The 16,772-nt window shown below is 61.9% G+C and carries 14 protein-coding genes; 10 read left to right on the top strand and 4 right to left on the bottom strand.

Translation table 11 applies throughout. The features are described from left to right. Positions 1 to 164 precede the first annotated feature (164 nt). From GGQ66_RS14265 to ubiA, 4 genes are all read left to right on the top strand, one after another. A complete protein-coding gene (locus tag GGQ66_RS14265) occupies positions 165 to 2,474 on the top strand; it encodes a Tex family protein (RefSeq protein WP_183793395.1) in 2,310 nt (769 codons plus the stop codon). Positions 2,475 to 2,599: 125 nt separating this feature from the next. Beyond that, positions 2,600 to 3,856 (top strand): cyclopropane fatty acid synthase, encoded by a 1,257-nt coding sequence (locus GGQ66_RS14270; RefSeq protein ID WP_183793396.1) that lies wholly within the window; start codon positions 2,600 to 2,602, stop codon positions 3,854 to 3,856. Between the two features lie 316 nt (positions 3,857 to 4,172). Further along, complete coding sequence (locus GGQ66_RS14275) at positions 4,173 to 4,976, top strand: MipA/OmpV family protein (protein ID WP_183793397.1); 804 nt, start codon at positions 4,173 to 4,175, stop codon at positions 4,974 to 4,976. Positions 4,977 to 5,092: 116 nt separating this feature from the next. Then, complete coding sequence (gene ubiA / locus GGQ66_RS14280) at positions 5,093 to 6,052, top strand: 4-hydroxybenzoate octaprenyltransferase (RefSeq protein WP_183793398.1); 960 nt, start codon at positions 5,093 to 5,095, stop codon at positions 6,050 to 6,052. 94 nt (positions 6,053 to 6,146) lie between these two features. On the opposite strand, the gene GGQ66_RS14285 is transcribed toward ubiA, so the two are convergent. Further along, positions 6,147 to 6,713: a DUF6101 family protein gene (locus GGQ66_RS14285; protein WP_183793399.1), complete on the bottom strand. Its 567-nt coding sequence runs from the start codon at positions 6,711 to 6,713 to the stop codon at positions 6,147 to 6,149. Between the two features lie 338 nt (positions 6,714 to 7,051). On the opposite strand from GGQ66_RS14285, the gene GGQ66_RS14290 reads away from it, so the two are divergent. The 4 genes from GGQ66_RS14290 to modC all read left to right on the top strand — a co-directional run bounded on the left by GGQ66_RS14290 (position 7,052) and on the right by modC (position 12,281). Then, positions 7,052 to 9,583 carry a DUF1217 domain-containing protein gene (locus tag GGQ66_RS14290; protein WP_183793400.1) on the top strand — a complete coding sequence of 844 codons (2,532 nt, stop codon included), beginning with the start codon at positions 7,052 to 7,054 and terminating at the stop codon, positions 9,581 to 9,583. Positions 9,584 to 9,735: 152 nt separating this feature from the next. Beyond that, positions 9,736 to 10,509 (top strand): molybdate ABC transporter substrate-binding protein, encoded by a 774-nt coding sequence (gene modA / locus GGQ66_RS14295; protein ID WP_183793479.1) that lies wholly within the window; start codon positions 9,736 to 9,738, stop codon positions 10,507 to 10,509. Positions 10,510 to 10,515: 6 nt separating this feature from the next. Further along, positions 10,516 to 11,205, top strand: a complete 690-nt coding sequence (modB, locus tag GGQ66_RS14300) for a molybdate ABC transporter permease subunit (protein WP_183793401.1) — start codon at positions 10,516 to 10,518, stop codon at positions 11,203 to 11,205. After that, positions 11,202 to 12,281 (top strand): molybdenum ABC transporter ATP-binding protein, encoded by a 1,080-nt coding sequence (modC, locus tag GGQ66_RS14305; RefSeq protein WP_183793402.1) that lies wholly within the window; start codon positions 11,202 to 11,204, stop codon positions 12,279 to 12,281. The genes modB and modC overlap by 4 nt, the downstream gene beginning before the upstream one ends. Here modC and GGQ66_RS14310 read toward each other — a convergent pair. The 3 genes from GGQ66_RS14310 to GGQ66_RS14320 are packed head-to-tail and all read right to left on the bottom strand — an operon-like array spanning position 12,278 to position 15,080. Then, positions 12,278 to 12,640 (bottom strand): winged helix-turn-helix domain-containing protein, encoded by a 363-nt coding sequence (locus GGQ66_RS14310; protein WP_183793403.1) that lies wholly within the window; start codon positions 12,638 to 12,640, stop codon positions 12,278 to 12,280. The genes modC and GGQ66_RS14310 overlap by 4 nt on opposite strands. Then, entirely contained in the window at positions 12,640 to 14,079 is a 1,440-nt protein-coding gene (locus GGQ66_RS14315) for an FAD-binding oxidoreductase (protein ID WP_183793404.1), read from the bottom strand. Before GGQ66_RS14315 ends, GGQ66_RS14310 begins: the two co-directional genes overlap by 1 nt. Then, entirely contained in the window at positions 14,076 to 15,080 is a 1,005-nt protein-coding gene (locus tag GGQ66_RS14320) for an L-threonylcarbamoyladenylate synthase (RefSeq protein WP_183793405.1), read from the bottom strand. Before GGQ66_RS14320 ends, GGQ66_RS14315 begins: the two co-directional genes overlap by 4 nt. A 223-nt stretch (positions 15,081 to 15,303) precedes the next feature. Between GGQ66_RS14320 and GGQ66_RS14325 the strand changes: the two genes are divergently transcribed. Further along, positions 15,304 to 15,807 (top strand): BA14K family protein, encoded by a 504-nt coding sequence (locus tag GGQ66_RS14325; protein WP_183793406.1) that lies wholly within the window; start codon positions 15,304 to 15,306, stop codon positions 15,805 to 15,807. A 202-nt stretch (positions 15,808 to 16,009) separates the two neighbouring features. Further along, a complete protein-coding gene (locus GGQ66_RS14330) occupies positions 16,010 to 16,768 on the top strand; it encodes a crotonase/enoyl-CoA hydratase family protein (protein ID WP_183793407.1) in 759 nt (252 codons plus the stop codon). Positions 16,769 to 16,772: the final 4 nt, after the last annotated feature.

Consider the following 16,772-nt stretch of genomic DNA (forward strand, 5'->3'; position numbering starts at 1 on the left):
GGCAGCCTCTTTGAGTTCCCCTTTTTCCCGCCGGGGAGAAGCTGGCGGCAGCCGGATGAGGCGGCAGATAGCTCCGGCTTTCCCTGTGGAACCGGCCTCACCATCGTTGCCATGCCGCAATTCCTCGCTAGATTGCCCCTCCCGACACGAATCCGAGAATAATGATGGCCAACGACATTCGATCCCTGAGCGTAACGATTGCGGCGCTGATCGGCGCGAAGCCCGCACAGGCCGAGGCTGCGATCGAGCTTCTGGATGGCGGCGCCACGGTGCCCTTCATCGCCCGTTACCGCAAGGAAGTGACCGGCGGCCTGGATGACACGCAGCTTCGTGACCTCTCCGAACGCCTCGTTTACCTGCGTGAACTGAACGCGCGCCGCGCCTCCATCGTCGAGTCCATCACTTCGCAGGGCAAGATGACGGACGAGCTTTCGGGCAAGATCTTCGCCGCCGCCACCAAGGCGGAACTGGAGGATCTCTATCTTCCCTACAAGCCGAAACGCCGCACCCGCGCCGAAATCGCCCGGGAAAAAGGTCTTGGCCCGCTGGCAGAGGCCATTCTTGCCAACCGCGCCGCCGATCCGCAGGCGCTGGCAAAAGCCTATCTCAATGAAAACGTGCCGGATGAGAAGGCCGCCCTTGAAGGTGCGCGCGACATCGTGGCCGAAGGCATGGCGGAAAACGCCACGCTTCTGAAGACGTTGCGCGACTATATGAAGGGGGCCGCCGTGCTGCGTGCGAAGGTGGCCGACGGCAAGCAGGAAGCGGGCGCGAAATTCTCCGACTATTTCGACCATTCCGAACGCTGGGCCACGGCCCCCGGTCACCGCGTGCTTGCCATGCTGCGCGGCTGGAACGAGGAATTCCTGTCGCTGACCATCGAGGTGGATCAGGACGATCCTTCCCCGGTGAAGCCCGCACAGGCAAAGATTGCCGTCGCCTATGATATTCGCGACCGCGGTGCGGCCGACCGCTGGCTGATGGAGGTCGCCGGCTGGACCTGGCGGGTGAAGCTCTCCGTGTCGCTGTCGCTCGATCTGATGCGCGAAATGCGCGAACGGGCGGAAGAGGAGGCGATCCACGTCTTCGCCCGCAACCTGAAGGATCTGCTGCTGGCCGCACCCGCCGGCTCGCGCGCCACGATGGGGCTCGATCCGGGCATCCGCACCGGCGTCAAGGTGGCGGTGGTCGATGGCACCGGCAAGCTCCTGGAAACCGCGACCGTCTATCCCTTCCCGCCGAAAAACGATGTACGCGGTGCGCAGGCCGAACTGGCAAGCCTCATCCGCAAGCACAAGGTGGATCTCATTGCCATCGGCAACGGCACGGCCAGCCGCGAAACGGAGCGCCTCGTGGCCGATCTCCTCAGCAATCTGCCTGCACCGAAGCCGACCAAGGTCATCGTCTCGGAAGCCGGCGCCTCGGTCTATTCGGCTTCCGAACTGGCGGCAGCCGAGTTCCCCGGCCTCGATGTATCGTTGCGCGGGGCGGTCTCCATCGCCCGCCGCCTGCAGGACCCGCTGGCTGAACTCGTGAAGATCGAGCCGAAATCGATCGGCGTCGGCCAGTACCAGCACGATGTCGATCAGGGAAAGCTCGGTCGTTCGCTGGATGCGGTGGTGGAAGATGCCGTGAACGCCGTCGGCGTCGATCTCAACACGGCCTCTGCGCCGCTTCTGGCCCGCGTATCCGGCCTCGGCGGCTCGCTGGCGGAGGCCATCGTCGCCCACCGCAATCAGGAAGGTCCGTTCGCCAGCCGCAAGGATCTGATGAAGGTGCCGCGTCTCGGGGCCCGTACTTTCGAGCAATGCGCCGGCTTCCTGCGCATTCTGAACGGCAAGGAGCCGCTCGATGCTTCTGCCGTCCACCCGGAAGCCTATGACGTGGCGCGCCGCATCGTTTCGGCCTGCGGTCGCGACCTGCGCACGCTGATGGGCGATAGCGCCACGCTGAAGAACCTCGATCCGCGCAAGTTCATCGACGAGAAATTCGGCCTGCCGACGGTGAAGGACATTCTCGCCGAACTGGAAAAGCCGGGCCGTGACCCGCGCCCGAGCTTCAAGACAGCGACCTTTGCCGAGGGTGTCGATGAGATCAGCGACCTCAAGCCCGGCATGATCCTCGAAGGTACGGTGACCAACGTCGCCGCCTTTGGCGCCTTCGTGGATATCGGCGTTCATCAGGATGGTCTCGTTCACGTTTCCCAGCTTGCCGACCGCTTCGTGAAGGATCCGCATGAGGTGGTGAAGGCCGGAGATGTGGTGAAGGTGCGTGTGGTGGAAGTGGATGCCAAGCGCAAGCGCATCGGTCTTTCGATGCGCAAGGACGATGGCTCGGCGTCCGCCCCCGCACCGCGCGGCGACCGTAATGCACCGGTCGGGCGCGCGCCGCAGAAGATGTCGGCAAAGCCGGAAAAGCCCTCGCAGCAGGGCTCGCTCGGAGCGGCTCTTGCAGAAGCATTCAAAAAGCGTTGAGAAAAACTGATGGCAGCGGGGTCACTGAAAAGTGATTTCGTCACTTCTGGGACTTGCCTCGGTGGCGTAAGGCGTTAAATTTCATGGGACAGGCATGAAAGTTAATGCACCACCGGGGGTCGTCTATGACATCTTCCTTGCATTCGCTGTTGCGTAAGATCATTGCAAAAGGCGCGTTACGGCTGACGGATCACACCGGGCAGGTGGAAATGCTGGGTGATGGCTCGGGTCCCCCCGTTGCCATCCGGTTCACTGACGCGGATGCGCAGGAAGCGATTGCCAACGACCCCGCCCTCAAGCTCGGCGAAATGTATATGGAAGGCCGGATGCTGCTCGAAGAGGGCGACATCTACGACTTTCTGGCGCTGGTGAAGGCCAATACCCGCAGCGAGGCGCTGACCTGGAAGATGATCGGTCTGGGGCTTGCCCGCATGGCGGCGGCGCAGATCAGCATGCGCCTTCCCGTCAATCACAACCGCCGCAATGTCGCCCATCATTACGATCTGAGTGCGAAGCTTTTTGCCCTGTTTCTGGACGAGGACTGGCAATATTCCTGCGCCTATTTCAATCCGCCCGGCATTTCGCTGGTGGATGCGCAAGCGGCGAAGAAGCGCCACATCGCCGCGAAACTCCTGCTTGAGCCGGCCATGAAGGTGCTGGAAATCGGTTCCGGCTGGGGCGGCATGGCCATGTATCTGGCGGAGGCGGCGGGCGTCGACGTCACCGGCATCACCCTGTCGCAGGAGCAGTTGCGCGTCTCGCAGGTGCGGGCCGAAAAGCGTGGTCTGGCGGGCGGCGTGCGTTTCATGCTTCAGGATTATCGCTACCTGCCGCCGCAGAAATATGACCGTATCGTCTCGGTGGGCATGTTCGAGCATGTCGGCATCGGCAGTTACGGAACCTTCTTCTGCAAGGTCGCCGATGTTCTCGCCGACGATGGTGTCATGCTGCTGCATGCCATCGGCCGGCCGAAGCCGAGCTATGCCACCAATCCCTTCATCGAAAAGTACATCTTCCCCGGCGGTTACATCCCCTCGCTCGGCGAGGTTCTTCCCGCCATCGAAAAGGCCGACCTTCTGGTGCGAGACGTGGAGGTTCTGCCATTGCATTACGCCTATACGCTGCGCCACTGGCGGCAGCGTTTCGTGGCGCGCAAGGAAGAAGTGCTGGCCATCTATGATGAACGCTTCTTCCGCATGTGGGAATTCTATCTGGCCGGTTCGGAAATGGCCTTCACCCACGAAGACCTGTTCATTTTTCAGATCCAGATCGCCAAAAGCCAGTTCACCGTTCCCGACAACCGCGATTATATTACCGCCGCTGAAGAGAAATACCGGGCCTTTGAGGCGAACAGACCGCCGCTGGAGCCGGTTGAGTTCTGAGCGTTTTCCTGAAAATGCGAGCACCTGTGGCAGAATGCTGCCAAGGAAGAGGTGAGACGCCTCTCCATCCGCTGGAGACCGGGCATCATGCCCGGCCCCGTTTCCTGGCTGATTGTCAGCGTAAACCGGATTTTCTGCAACCCGACCCGTGTATTCATTCGTAAAAGTTGTGTTTTTTGAAGGTGCGCTGCGCGTCGCGGTGCTGCTCCCCGTTTATGCGACAATTTAAGAGGGTGTTAAGCCTAACGGTTCATTATGGGCTCGTGAGCAACCTCCCCGGTGGGGTTGCGGGTACTGCGTTTTCCGGAGTTTTGTCGTGTTCAAGCCTGCATTTGCCGTTCTGGCTGCCAGCCTCTCCTTTCTTTCTGCCCAAACCGCTTTGGCGGGCGATCATCTCTGGTCCGGCGACTGGGCGTTGACGCTCGGAGGCACCGGTTTCGTGGGGCCGAAATTCGAAGGTTCCAAAAAGAACTCCCTCCAGTTTGCACCGATTATTTCGCTCGGCAAGCAGGGTGCTGGCCCGCGCTACGTTTCGCGCAACGATAATCCGTCGCTGTCGCTGTTTGACGAAGGCGCCTTCCGCGCCGGTGTCACCGGCAAACTCGTGATGCCGCGCGATCCGGATGACGAGAAGGAACTGAAGGGTATGAGGGAGGTGAAGCTCGGCGGCGAACTCGGTGGTTTCGCCGAAGTCTATCCGACTGAATATCTCCGCGTGCGGGGTGAAGTGCGCCAGGGCATTCGCAGCCACCACGGCGTGGTTGGCGATATCGCCGCCGACGGCTTCGTGGACGTGACCCCGAACATTCGCGTTTCGGCCGGTCCGCGCATGCGCTTCGCCAGTGCCGATTACTTCGATCATTATTACGGCGTGTCCGCCGCCAGCGCCGCGGCCGGCGGCCCCAGCGCCTATTCGCCCTCGGGTGGCCTGCACTCCATCGGCGTCGGCGGTGCGGTCGACTGGAAGCCGACGGAAAACATCACGGCCTCTTCCTTCGTCGAATATCGCCGCCTGATGGGCCCTGCCGCCGATTCGAGCCTTGTGAAGGAGCGCGGCTCTGAAAACCAGCTCGTGATCGGCTTGTCCGCCAGCTACAAATTCAATTTTACGCTGGAATAAGAGCCGCCATTTCCGCCGAAGCTTGACCTTGGCGGCGGTGCGCCGATACTTGACGGAAGAGGGGAGCCGCTTGAGAAGCGACGCTCCCCTTTGTCGATCAAGGACGGGAGCCCACCATGAACGAGACCACGGCCGGGGATGGACGCGTTATCGACGCGCCTTCCGATAATTGGGTCTATCGCTTTTTGCCACGCTGGCTCTGGCCTTTTGCCCAGCTTGCACGCTGGGACAGGCCCATCGGCTGGCAGCTTCTGATGTGGCCGTGCTTCTGGTCGGCGGCGATGGCCGCCAATGTCGCCAAGGCCGAGCAGCAGTTCTATCTGCCGATCTTCATCTTCCACCTGTTCCTGTTCTTCATCGGCTCCGTTGCCATGCGCGGCGCGGGCTGCACCTGGAACGATCTGGTCGACCACGATATCGATGCGCAGGTGGCGCGCACCCGTTCGCGACCGCTGCCGTCCGGGCGGGTCAGCCGGTTGCAGACGAAGATTTTCCTCGCCCTTCAGCTTCTCGTCGGGCTTCTCGTCCTGTTCCAGTTCAATACATTCGCCATCGGCCTGGCGATCGCCTCGTTGCTTGTGGTGGTCATCTATCCCTTTGCCAAGCGGTTTACCGACTGGCCGCAGCTCTTTCTGGGACTGGCCTTTTCCTGGGGCGCCCTCATGGGATGGGCCGGCATGTTCGGCAATCTCTCCTGGGCGGCTGTGATCCTTTACGTTGGGGCCGTGGTCTGGACCATCGGCTATGACACGATCTACGCCCATCAGGACAAGGAGGACGACGCGCTTGTCGGCGTGCGTTCGACGGCGCGGCTGTTCGGGGAACGCACGAAGACCTGGCTCTGGCGGCTTTACGGGGCGACCTTCCTTGCGATTGCCGCCTCCTTTGCGCTCGCCGGCATCGGGCCGGTGGCTTATGTCGGACTTCTGGCCGGCGGCGTCATGCTGGTCTGGCAAATTCTGGTGCTGGATATCGACAATCCCGACCAATGTCTGGCGTTGTTCAAGTCGAACAACCGCGTCGGAGCGCTGATCTTCGCCGGGTTGCTGCTCTCTCTGCTTTTTCTTCCCGGCTGAGCATCCATGAAAACAAAGACAGGCCCGGCTTCACGGGAAGCCGGGCCTGATCTCGCGCGGAGCGGTGGATCTTTGGGCCGGAGGTCGGCCTTTTTTAAGACCGCGCGATGATTTCCTTGCCTTCGATCTTCATCGTCACGCCCAGCGAGCCGGTCTTGCGGCGAACGAGGAAACGGGGACGGCGATCGGCGAAATAGGCGTGGCGGCGGCGCTCGGCGGTGGGCTCGCGACGGATAGGGCCGATATGGTCCTCCAGCGGGCGGGCAACGCCATCGGCTTCAACCATCAGCATCGGCACACGGAAGGCGACGGACCAGGAGCGCCAGTCGGCGGCGATGTCGCACAGGTCATGGGCGACGAGCAGCGGAATGGAGAGGTCGGGGTCCTCGTGGTGAAGTTCGAGCGTGACGGTCATCGTGCCGTCGCCATGGTCGATGGCGCGGGCGGCAATGCCCTTGAAGGCGCGGGCCGGCAGGGCAAACGAGATGGGCAGGCCGCTTTGGGGCAGGATGCGGCGCAGCACGGCGCCGCGTTCATCCAGCGTCACGCTGACATTGCCGTTCTCGCTGTTCAGTGCGTATTCCACCTGCTGCGGAAAGCGAGCCGGATCGATCCGGAATGCAGCCTCCGCCCAGACGGGCTTCAGAACCGTGTTAGCCATCGTATCATTTCCCTTGTCTTACCTTCGGAGTCTTCCGCTCCTGAGCAGTCGGGACGTTTTCGTCCTCTGATGGATGCACGATACCGCCGCCCCGTTGGAGACCACTTAAAAATCGCGGTAAAGAAAACATTGCTGTTTCCAATGGTTAGCACTTTCGCCAATGGACAGGGTTGAGAAAGTCTTGCACTCGGCCCGTCAGCGCGGCGGGGCGCTTGCACAAGATGTGTAAAGCTTCGGTTAAGGAAGCGGGGTTATGATCAAAACACCGATCCTGCGGCGCGATGCCTGCGTTCCGCTCCGGGCCATGAACTGGGCCTTTGCATCGAAGGACTTATTCCGTGACCCTGTCGACCTATACGAGCTATCTGATCGTTACCAAGGACCTGAACACATCGCTCAACCGCGTTGCATCGGACTCCCAGGTCAAGCGCGAGACGGAATATTATCAGGCCAACATCGGTAACGTGACCTCGGTCGACGAGTTCATGAAGGACTACCGGCTCTATTCCTATGCGATGAAGGCCTATGGTCTGGAAGACATGACCTATGCTAAGGCCTTCATGCGCAAGATCCTCGAAAGCGATCTGACGGATTCCTCGAGCTTCGCCAACAAGCTGACGGACACGCGCTACCAGACATTTGCAGCGGCTTTCAATTTTGCAGGCGGCACGAAGGCGGCGCAGTCCAGTGCGCAGGAAAGTGATGTGAAGGACGCCTACGAGGCATCCCTCACGGCAAACGAGGCCGCGATCAACACGGAAACCAAGTACTACAACACCGCGATCGACAAGATCACCACCGTTGACGGTCTGGTGAACAATTCGCGGCTGATGTCCTATGCCCTGAAGGCGTACGGGGTATACACGGACTATTATTCCAAGGATAAGCTCAAGCAGTTGCTGACCAGCGACATGAGCGACCCGACGAGCTACGGCAATGTCGAATATGTTCAGAAGCGCGCCACGCTGGTGTCCACCAACAGCGACCTGAAGGTGGTGGTCGATGCCATCGACAACCGCAGCGCCTTGATTTCTGCCAACGCCTCCATCGATGCGAAACTCAACGATACGTCGACGACGTTGACGGCCGAGGAGCGCCAGACGCTGGAGGATACGAAGGCCGCGAACGCGAACTCGATCAGCACCTATGAAACGGCACTGCAGGATGCGGTCGGCACCACTGATGACAGTCAGCTTGCCGTCATCCGTTCGAACTACAAGACGACGATGACCGAAAACGAACGTCTGATCGGTATCATCGACAAGACGCTGGCGATGGCTTCACAGTTTTCGTTCAACACGGATGGAACGCTGGTGAACGCCACCGCCCAGACGGCCGAGCAGAAGGAGTCGATGAAGACCACCTATCTGATCAATGTCTCCGAAGGCCCGTCCTATACGCTGTTTGCCGCCAACAAGGCCCATTATGAAGAAGTCATTGCCAATGCGACGACCGTGGACGACCTGACCAACGATGCGCGCGTCGTGGAGTACATCAAGACGGCTTACGGCCTCAGTTCCGTGACCTCCGCCTCGACCGTTCGCGCCATGTTGTTGAGCGACCCCGAAAATGCCAACAGTTCGGCGGCGGTGAAGGGGCTTCAGGACTTCCCGCGCTTTTTCAATTTCAACAGCGACGGCACCGTCAAATCCGGAATGACCGCCCAGAGCAACGCGGATATTACTTTCACCAACGTGAAGGGCGTTGAGGTGACGATGAATCCGCTGCAGGACATCGCCGCAAAGTACAAGACGAATTACCTCACCGCCTATCAGGACGACATCGACCTGGCGATGGAGAACTACGAGAAGCGCATCGACGCTGTGAAATCGCTCAGCGACCTTATGGAAACCAACAAGTCCTATTGGCAGAGTAACGCCGTCACCGGCAAGGAATATGCGACCTATGGCGACAAGCCGGAACTGTGGCAGATGGCCATGGAAGCCTACGGCATCGATTCGTCCAAATATTCCGAAACCAAGGTACGGCGCATCCTGACGAGTGATCTGTCGGACAAGAGCAGCTATATCTATACGCTCAAGGACGATAATCTGGTCAAGTTCGCCAAGGCCTTCAATTTCGATGCCAAGGGCAATATCGAAGTGCCGTTGCAGGCCCAGTCCGAAGGGGTCGTCAATGACCTCACATCGGCCTACAAGTCGCAGAAGGTCCGCTTCCTGACGGGCAAGGAGGCGGAAACCGCCACCAAGAAGGCTGAGACGGAGATCACCTATTACAAGGAACAGCTTGCCCGCATCACCACGGTCGATGAGCTGCTGAAGGATTCCCGTCTTGTCGATGTGATGCTGACCTCGCGCGACATCGATCCGAAATCGGTCACCACCGCCGACCTGAAAAAGATGTTCCTTTCCGATTTCTCGGACCCCAAGAGCTTCGTGAACCAGCAGGAGAACAAGGATTTTGCCGAACTGGTCGCCTCGTTCAACTTCGATAGCAAAGGCAAGCTGACCGATGACAAGTCGGTTCTCGGTGCCGTGCAGCAGCGCGGCGATGTGCTCGAAACCGTCAATCTCTATGTGCGTCAGATGCTGGAACAAAAGGAAGGCGACAGTTCGGAAGGGGTGCGCCTCGCCCTTTACTTCCAGCGCAAGGCGCCCGAGATCACCTCGGCCTACAGCTTCCTCAACGACAGCGCCCTCACGCAGTTCTTCACCAAGACCTTCAGCCTTTCCACCTACTTCTCGAATATGGAAGTGGACAAGCAGAAGGAGATGATCGAGAAACTGGTGGATGTCAAAAAGCTTGACGATCCCGCCTATGTTCGCACGCTGATCCAGCGCTACACGGCTCTTTTCGATTCCTCCAACAGCAACGCCTCTTCGGCAGCGCTGACGCTTCTGACGTCTTGACGGTTTCAGTCGGCTTTCCGATTTTCGAAAGGCGGCATCCTCCGGGGTGCCGCCTTCTTCCTTTTGGCGGGTGTCCAACCGGTTGACCCGTTCGACCCTTCGATATATTCGGTGAAACATATCGGAAGGGAGATTCCATGAAACGATTTGTGATGCGCGCTCGCCTCGGCGGCTTTCTCTTGCTGCTGCTCGCCCTCATTTCCGGACCGATTTCGGCCTCCGCCGCCGAAAAGGTCACGGTTTTTGCCGCCGCCAGCCTCAAGGACGTGCTGACGTCGATTTCCGAAGAGTGGAAGAAGGAAACGGGCAACGAGGCCGTGTTCTCCTTTGCCGCGTCGTCGGCGTTGGCCAAGCAGATCGCCGAAGGTGCGCCGGCCGACCTCTTCATTTCCGCGGATCTCGACTGGATGGACAATGTGGAGAAGCAGGGTCTCGTGAAGGAGGGCACGCGTCTTTCGCTGCTCGCCAATCGCATCGTGCTGGTGGCGCCCGCCGATTCCAAAGCAGAGTTGAAGGTCGCGCCCGGCTTCGATCTTGCCGGTGCGCTCGGCAACGAAAAGCTTGCCATGGGCAATGTCGACAGCGTCCCCGCCGGCAAGTATGGCAAGGCCGCGCTTCAAAAGCTTGGTGTCTGGGAGAGCGTTTCCGCCAAGGTGGCACAGGCGGAAAACGTTCGCGCCGCCCTGCTGCTCGTTTCGCGCGGCGAAGCGCCCTTCGGCATCGTTTATGAAACGGATGCCAAGGTCGACCCCAAGGTGAAGATCCTCGACCGGTTCCCGGAAGACACGCACAAGCCGATCATCTATCCGGCTGCCGTTCTGAAGGAGGCGAAGTCGCCGGTCGCTGCGGTCTTCCTCGACCTGCTCAAGACCGAAAAGTCGAAGGCTGCCTTCGAGGCCGCCGGCTTCACGGTGCTGGCGAAGTAACGCCGGATGGGCCTGTCCGATGCCGAATGGGTAGCGGTGATGCTCAGCCTGAAGGTGGCCGTCGTGGCGGTTGCCTTCGCGCTGCCGGTCGCCATCGCGGTGGCCTTGCTTCTCTCCCGCAGCCGCCTGCCGGGCGTCGGTCTCGTCAATGGCCTCGTTCACCTGCCGCTCATCCTGCCGCCGGTCGTGACAGGCTACCTGCTCCTCATCGCCTTCGGGCGGCGGGGGGTAATCGGTGCCGTCCTCAATGAGTGGTTCGGCCTTGTCTTTTCGTTCCGCTGGACGGGAGCGGCGCTCGCCGCCGCCGTCATGGGCTTTCCCCTCATGGTGCGCTCCATACGGCTTTCGATCGACGCCGTCGACCGCAGGCTGGAAGCCGCTGCCGCAACGCTCGGCGCCGGTCCTGTGAAGGTGTTCTTCACGATCACATTGCCGCTCATCCTGCCGGGCATCGTCGCCGGTACCATTCTCGGCTTCGCCAAGGCGCTCGGTGAATTCGGGGCAACGATCACTTTCGTTTCCAACATTCCCGGCGAAACCCAGACGCTTGCCGCCGCCATCTATACCTATACGCAGGTGCCGGGCGGGGAGGCGGGGGCCGCGCGGCTTACTGCCATTTCCATCGTGATCTCGCTGATGGCGCTCATCGCCTCCGAAGTGCTGGCGCGGCGCATCGCCCGGAGGATGGGTGCATGAGCCTGCTGGTCGACGTCACCCACAGGCACGGCGAGTTCACCCTCGGCGCGGCCTTTTCCGCAGCCGATGGCCTGACCGCGCTTTCCGGCCCTTCCGGTTCCGGCAAGACAACGCTGATCAATCTCATCGCCGGCCTCATTCCCCTGCAAAAGGGGCGCATTTTGTTCGATGACCGGGTGTGGAACGATACGGATGCCGGTATCTTCGTGCCGCCGCATCGTCGTCGCATCGGCTATGTATTTCAGGAGGCCCGGCTTTTTCCGCATGTCAGCGTGCGCGCGAACCTCGCCTATGGCATGGGTAACGTGGCGAAGGCCGAGCGACCGGCGCGCATGGCGCGTGTCGCCGATCTCCTGCGCATCGCGCCGCTTCTCGACCGTCGCCCCTCGGGCCTTTCCGGCGGCGAAAAGCAGCGGGTGGCGCTTGGTCGCGCGCTGCTTTCGGCCCCCGAACTCCTGTTGATGGACGAGCCGCTTTCGGCGCTCGATGCCGGTTTGAAGGCGGATATCCTGCCCGACATCGAGCGTATCCGCGACGCTGAGGGCATTCCGATCCTCTATATCAGCCATTCCATCGAGGAGGTGGCGCGGCTGGCCACCCACGTCGTCGCGCTTGAGGCGGGTCGCATCGTTGCCACGGGCGGGCCGGAGGCGGCCTTCGCCAGCGGTGTCTCCGGCCAGCGGTCAGGTTCTTTCCTCACGGCGGTGGTGGCCGAAATCTTCGAAGGGGAGGGGCTGATGCTGGCCCATGCGCCCGGCGGCAAGCTTTACCTGCGCGCGGCTCCCGTTGCCATCGGCCAGTCGGTGCGCGTCTTCGTACCGGCCGCCGATGTCGTACTGGCGCGCGGCTTGCCGGAGGCGATTTCCACCCTCAATCGCCTGTCCGGTATCGTCGTCAACCTGCGCGAGGACAAGAACTCCATTCTGGTGGAACTCGATTGCGGCGGTGACCGCTTGTGTGCCGAAGTCACGCGTCGTTCCTCCGAGCGGCTCGGGATTGCACCGGGCGAGCGGTTGAACGCGCTGTTCAAGGCGGTTCGCACGGAGCCGGAAAACCTGTACCGGCAAAAGATTTAATCCGGCTTGGTCGCGGACAGTGCGTCGCAGAGATAGGTGAGGTCGGCATCGATGGCGGCGCGCGCCGCCGCCTCCATGCTGCGGTAGCGGGACAGCAGGTCCTGTCCGAAGGGCGTCAGTTCCGCCCCGCCGCCGGCCTTACCGCCGTGGCGCGTCACCACCGAGGGTTCGCGGAACATGTGGTTGATCTCATCGATCAAAAGCCAGGCGCGGCGATAGGACATGCCCATGGCCGCCCCCGCTGCGCTGATGGAGCCGTGTTCCGCGACGAGCCCCAGAAGATCGGCCTTGCCCGGCCCCAGACGGATGCCGTTTGGAAAGTCGATCCTGAGCGTCGTCTTTACGGAAGCTTCGCCCATTACCGCACCTTGAGCACCTTGTCGGGGTTCATGATGCCGGCGGGGTCGAAGGCCGCCTTGATGCGGTGCATCAGCTTCAGTTCGATGCCTTCGCCGCGCACCTCCGCCAGTTCGTCGCGCTTGATCTGGCCAATGCCGTGTTCGGCGGAGATCGAGCCATTATAGGACAGCACCACGGCGTGAACGGCGTGGTTCAACTCGTGCCAGCGGTCGAGGAAGGCCTTCTTGTCGGCTCCGACGGGCTGGGAGACGTTGTAGTGAATGTTGCCGTCGCCCATGTGGCCGAAGGCGCAGATGCGCGCGCCGGGAATGGTCTTCTTCACTACCGCATCGGCTTCGGCCAGAAAGGCTGGAATGCGCGACACCGGCACGGAAACGTCATGCTTGATCGAGCCGCCTTCAGGCTTCTGTGCTTCCGAAACGGTTTCGCGCATGTGCCACAGGGCCGTCTGCTGGGCGACGGAAGAGGCGATGACGGCGTCGACCACGAAACCCTGCTCGAAACCCTGTTCCAGCACGGTGGTCATCAATGCTTCCGCGCTTTCCTCGGAGTCGGCGGTGGAAATGTCGATCAGCACATACCAGGGATATTCGCCATCCGGCAGCGGATCGCGCACGCCCTCGATGTGGCGAACGGCGAAATCCACCGACATGCGCGACATGAGCTCGAAACCGGTCAGTGCGGTGTGGCAGAGCCCGGTGGCGAGATCGAACAGCGCCAGCGCATCCTCCGGTGAATTGACGCCGGCAAAGGCGACCTGATGGCCGACCGGACGCGGGAACAGCCGCAGCACCGCGCCTGTGATGACACCCAGCGTGCCTTCCGAGCCGATGAACAGGTCGCGCAGGTCGTAACCGGTATTGTCCTTCTTCAGGCGGCGCAGCCCGTCCCAGATTTCGCCGGTGGGCAGCACGACCTCAAGGCCAAGGCAAAGATTACGGGTGTTGCCATAGGCGAGAACGGCGGTGCCGCCGGCGTTGGTCGCCAGATTGCCACCGATGCGGCAGGAACCCTCGGAGCCGAGCGAAAGCGGGAACAGGCGGTTGACGCTTTCGGCCGCCTTCTGCACATCGGCCAGAATGACGCCGGCATCCACGACCAGCACATTGGCAACCGGATCGATGTCACGAACCTTGTTCATGCGGTCGAGCGACAGGATCACATCCGGCTTGCCACGGCGGGGGATCTGGCCGCCGACGAGACCGGTATTGCCGCTTTGCGGCACCACCGCCGTGCCCGTCTCCGACGCGAGCTTCAGGATCTCCGACACTTCCTGCGTGGAACCGGGGCGCAACACGATGGGGGAGGCTCCTTCGTAGAAGCTTCGCGGCTCGGTCACATAGGCCCCCATGGCCTTCGGATCGCGGATCGCATAGGTGTCGCCGACGATGGCTGCGAAACGGTCGAGAAGTTCGGAGGAGGGCGCGTTGCCGGTCATGATGTGCCTTCGTCAGTTACAGGGCCGGGCCGGGGGGCGGCCGCGCGGACCAATCTGTCGTTGATCGCCTCGCCGAGCCCGGTCGAGGGAATGGGGGAAACGGCGATGGAGGTAACGCCCGCCTCGTCGGCGCGCTTCATCAGTTCGAACAGATGGCTCGCGGCCTCGGCCGCATTGCCGGATGCGCTGAGCGCGAAGATCGCGGCGGCCTTGTCCTCGCCCGGTACGGAATCCGCGCCGAATTTCAGGAAGGCCTCGCCGGGGCGCACCTCGGTTGCGTTCATGCGTACGGCCGCGCGCGGCGCGTAATGGGAAGGCAGCATGCCGGGCGCCTCGATGGCCGCCGCGCCCGCCTTGCCGCGCGTCAACGTCACACCCGCCACGCGCTCGATCTCATCCGCCGAAAGCCCGCCGGGGCGCAGCAGCCGCAAGGTGCCGTCGGCCTCGACCTTGACGATTGTGGATTCGACGCCGACGGTTGCCGGCCCACCATCCAGAATGAGTTCGAGCCGCTCGCCAAGGCCCGCCTCGACATGGGAGGCAGCCGTCGGGCTGATGCGACCGGAAGGGTTGGCGCTCGGTGCGGCCAGCGGCTTGCCATAGGCGGCAATCAAAGCGCCGGCAAAACCCTGCGGCACGCGGATACCGACGGTGGTCAGGCCCGCCGTGGTTTCGCGGGCAATCGGGCTGTCCGGCTTCAGTGGCAGCACCAGCGTCAGCGGTCCCGGCCAGAAAGCTTCGGCCAGCCGGCGCGACAGCGGATCGAAGGTTGCGTATCCTTCGGCCATGGCGAGATCGGACATATGGCAGATCAGCGGATTGATGCTCGGGCGGCCCTTGACGGCATAGATGCGGCGCACGGCTTCTGCATTGGTGGCGTCCGCGGCCAGGCCGTAGACCGTCTCCGTGGGAATGGCGACCGGCAGGCCGCGCGCCAGCACTGCCGAGGCCTCGGCCAGCACCGTGTCTTCCTGTCCGTCGATTGTCAGCGTTCTCGCCATGTCCGTCCCGCCTTCTCCGGGCCAAGTCCTTAGCGCGTAACGGTGCGGGGGATCAATCACTTTGCCCTTGCCGGACGGTAAACATGACACTTTTTCGTTGAGTGCGGCAGGCTTGTGGGGCAATGTGCGGATGAGGATTCCGTTAATGTCGGGTTCATTGTGAGCGCGCTAGAACGGGGCCCATAAGGTCGGCGGCTGCCGGCCGTTACTGGAGGGATACAGGATGAGCAGGGTTATGAAGACGCTTCTCTCGGCCGGCCTTTCCGCGGCCATGATTCTCGGCACGCTGCTGCCGGTCGAAGCCATGCCGCTGGTCAAGGCGCCGGTCGCGCAGGGCAATATCGAACTGGTCCAGTGGGGCCCGCCCGGTCCGGGCTACGGTCCGCCCCCCGGCTATCGTCGCCCGCCGCCGCCGCCGCGCTATTCCTACGATCGTCCGCCGCCGCGCCGGGATGGCTGGTACAACGGTCATCGGGGTTATCGTGAAGCGCGTCCGGGCTACCGTTACCACAATGGTTACTGGTTCCCGCTGGCCGCCTTCGCCGCCGGCGCCATCATCGGCGGCGCTATCGCCCAGCCGTCCGCGCCTTCGCGCCCGGCAGCCGGTGGCATTAACCCGAAGCATTACGACTGGTGTGCCTCGCGCTACCGTTCGTACCGCTCCTACGACAACACGTTCCAGCCCAATTACGGCCCGCGTCAGCAGTGCCTGTCGCCGTATTATTGAGCGCTGGAGCCTGATCGAACCGCAACGCCCGGCCTCACCGCCGGGCGTTTTTGTTTGGCTTTAATTTGACGTTTACGTAAAAAGAAACTAATCAGAAGGAACGGTCCTTCAAAACTTCAGGACAGGTTTTAGGGATTGGCAGGAAGTTTCTGCGATAGTCGGGGGAGGCTGGCATCGTGAGAACCGCCAGAGGAGGAAGATCATGTCTGAACATCATATTCTCCTGGAGCAGGTGGAATCCTTTCCGGGAGTGCAGATCATCCGGTTCAACAGGCCGGAGAAGAAGAACGCCATCACCGAGGCCATGTATGGTCGCATGGCCGAAGCGCTGAAAACCGCCAACGCGGACCCCGCCATTCGGGCCATTGCCGTTTTAGGAACGGATGGCTGTTTCACCGCCGGCAACGATATGAAAGACTTCCTGACCTATGCGATGAGCGGCTCGTTCTCGCGTCCTGTCGCCTTCGATTTCCTTCAGGAACTGGCCGATAGCGCCAAGCCCATCGTTTCGGGCGTCGATGGTCTGGCCATCGGTATTGGCACGACCATCAACATGCATTGCGACCTGACCGTCGCCTCCGCCCGCAGCCTGTTCAAGGCGCCGTTCGTGGATCTCGGTCTCGTGCCGGAAGCGGGCTCCAGCCTCATTGCGCCGCGCGTGATGGGCTATCAGCGCGCTTTTGCGCTGCTCGTGGCTGGCGAAGGGTTCACCGGTCAGGAAGCGAAGGATGCAGGCCTCGTCTATCGCCTTGTCGATCCGGCAGAGGTGGCGCCCGAAACGCTGCGGATCGCCGCGCGTCTCGCCACGCTGCCTCCGGAAGCGCTCGCCGTCTCCCGCGCCCTGTTGCGCGGTGATCGCGCGCCGCTGATGGAACGGATGAACGAGGAACTCGTCTATTTCGCCGCCCGCCTGAAAAGCGCCGAAGCCCGCAAGGCCTTCGAAGCCTTCCTGAACAAGTGAGGGT

The organism is Allorhizobium borbori (assembly GCF_014196535.1).
GTDB classification, from domain to species: Bacteria; Pseudomonadota; Alphaproteobacteria; order Rhizobiales; family Rhizobiaceae; genus Ectorhizobium; species Ectorhizobium borbori.

Bases quoted from the DNA above. Each gene is read 5' to 3' on its own strand.
- GGQ66_RS14265 (WP_183793395.1), top strand. From the start codon at position 165: ATGGCCAACGACATTCGATCCCTGAGCGTAACGATTGCGGCGCTGATC.
- GGQ66_RS14270 (WP_183793396.1), top strand. From the start codon at position 2,600: ATGACATCTTCCTTGCATTCGCTGTTGCGTAAGATCATTGCAAAAGGC.
- ubiA (WP_183793398.1), top strand. From the start codon at position 5,093: ATGAACGAGACCACGGCCGGGGATGGACGCGTTATCGACGCGCCTTCC.
- GGQ66_RS14285 (WP_183793399.1), bottom strand. From the start codon at position 6,713: ATGGCTAACACGGTTCTGAAGCCCGTCTGGGCGGAGGCTGCATTCCGG.
- modA (WP_183793479.1), top strand. From the start codon at position 9,736: ATGCGCGCTCGCCTCGGCGGCTTTCTCTTGCTGCTGCTCGCCCTCATT.
- modB (WP_183793401.1), top strand. From the start codon at position 10,516: ATGGGCCTGTCCGATGCCGAATGGGTAGCGGTGATGCTCAGCCTGAAG.
- modC (WP_183793402.1), top strand. From the start codon at position 11,202: ATGAGCCTGCTGGTCGACGTCACCCACAGGCACGGCGAGTTCACCCTC.
- GGQ66_RS14310 (WP_183793403.1), bottom strand. From the start codon at position 12,640: ATGGGCGAAGCTTCCGTAAAGACGACGCTCAGGATCGACTTTCCAAAC.
- GGQ66_RS14315 (WP_183793404.1), bottom strand. From the start codon at position 14,079: ATGACCGGCAACGCGCCCTCCTCCGAACTTCTCGACCGTTTCGCAGCC.
- GGQ66_RS14320 (WP_183793405.1), bottom strand. From the start codon at position 15,080: ATGGCGAGAACGCTGACAATCGACGGACAGGAAGACACGGTGCTGGCC.
- GGQ66_RS14325 (WP_183793406.1), top strand. From the start codon at position 15,304: ATGAGCAGGGTTATGAAGACGCTTCTCTCGGCCGGCCTTTCCGCGGCC.
- GGQ66_RS14330 (WP_183793407.1), top strand. From the start codon at position 16,010: ATGTCTGAACATCATATTCTCCTGGAGCAGGTGGAATCCTTTCCGGGA.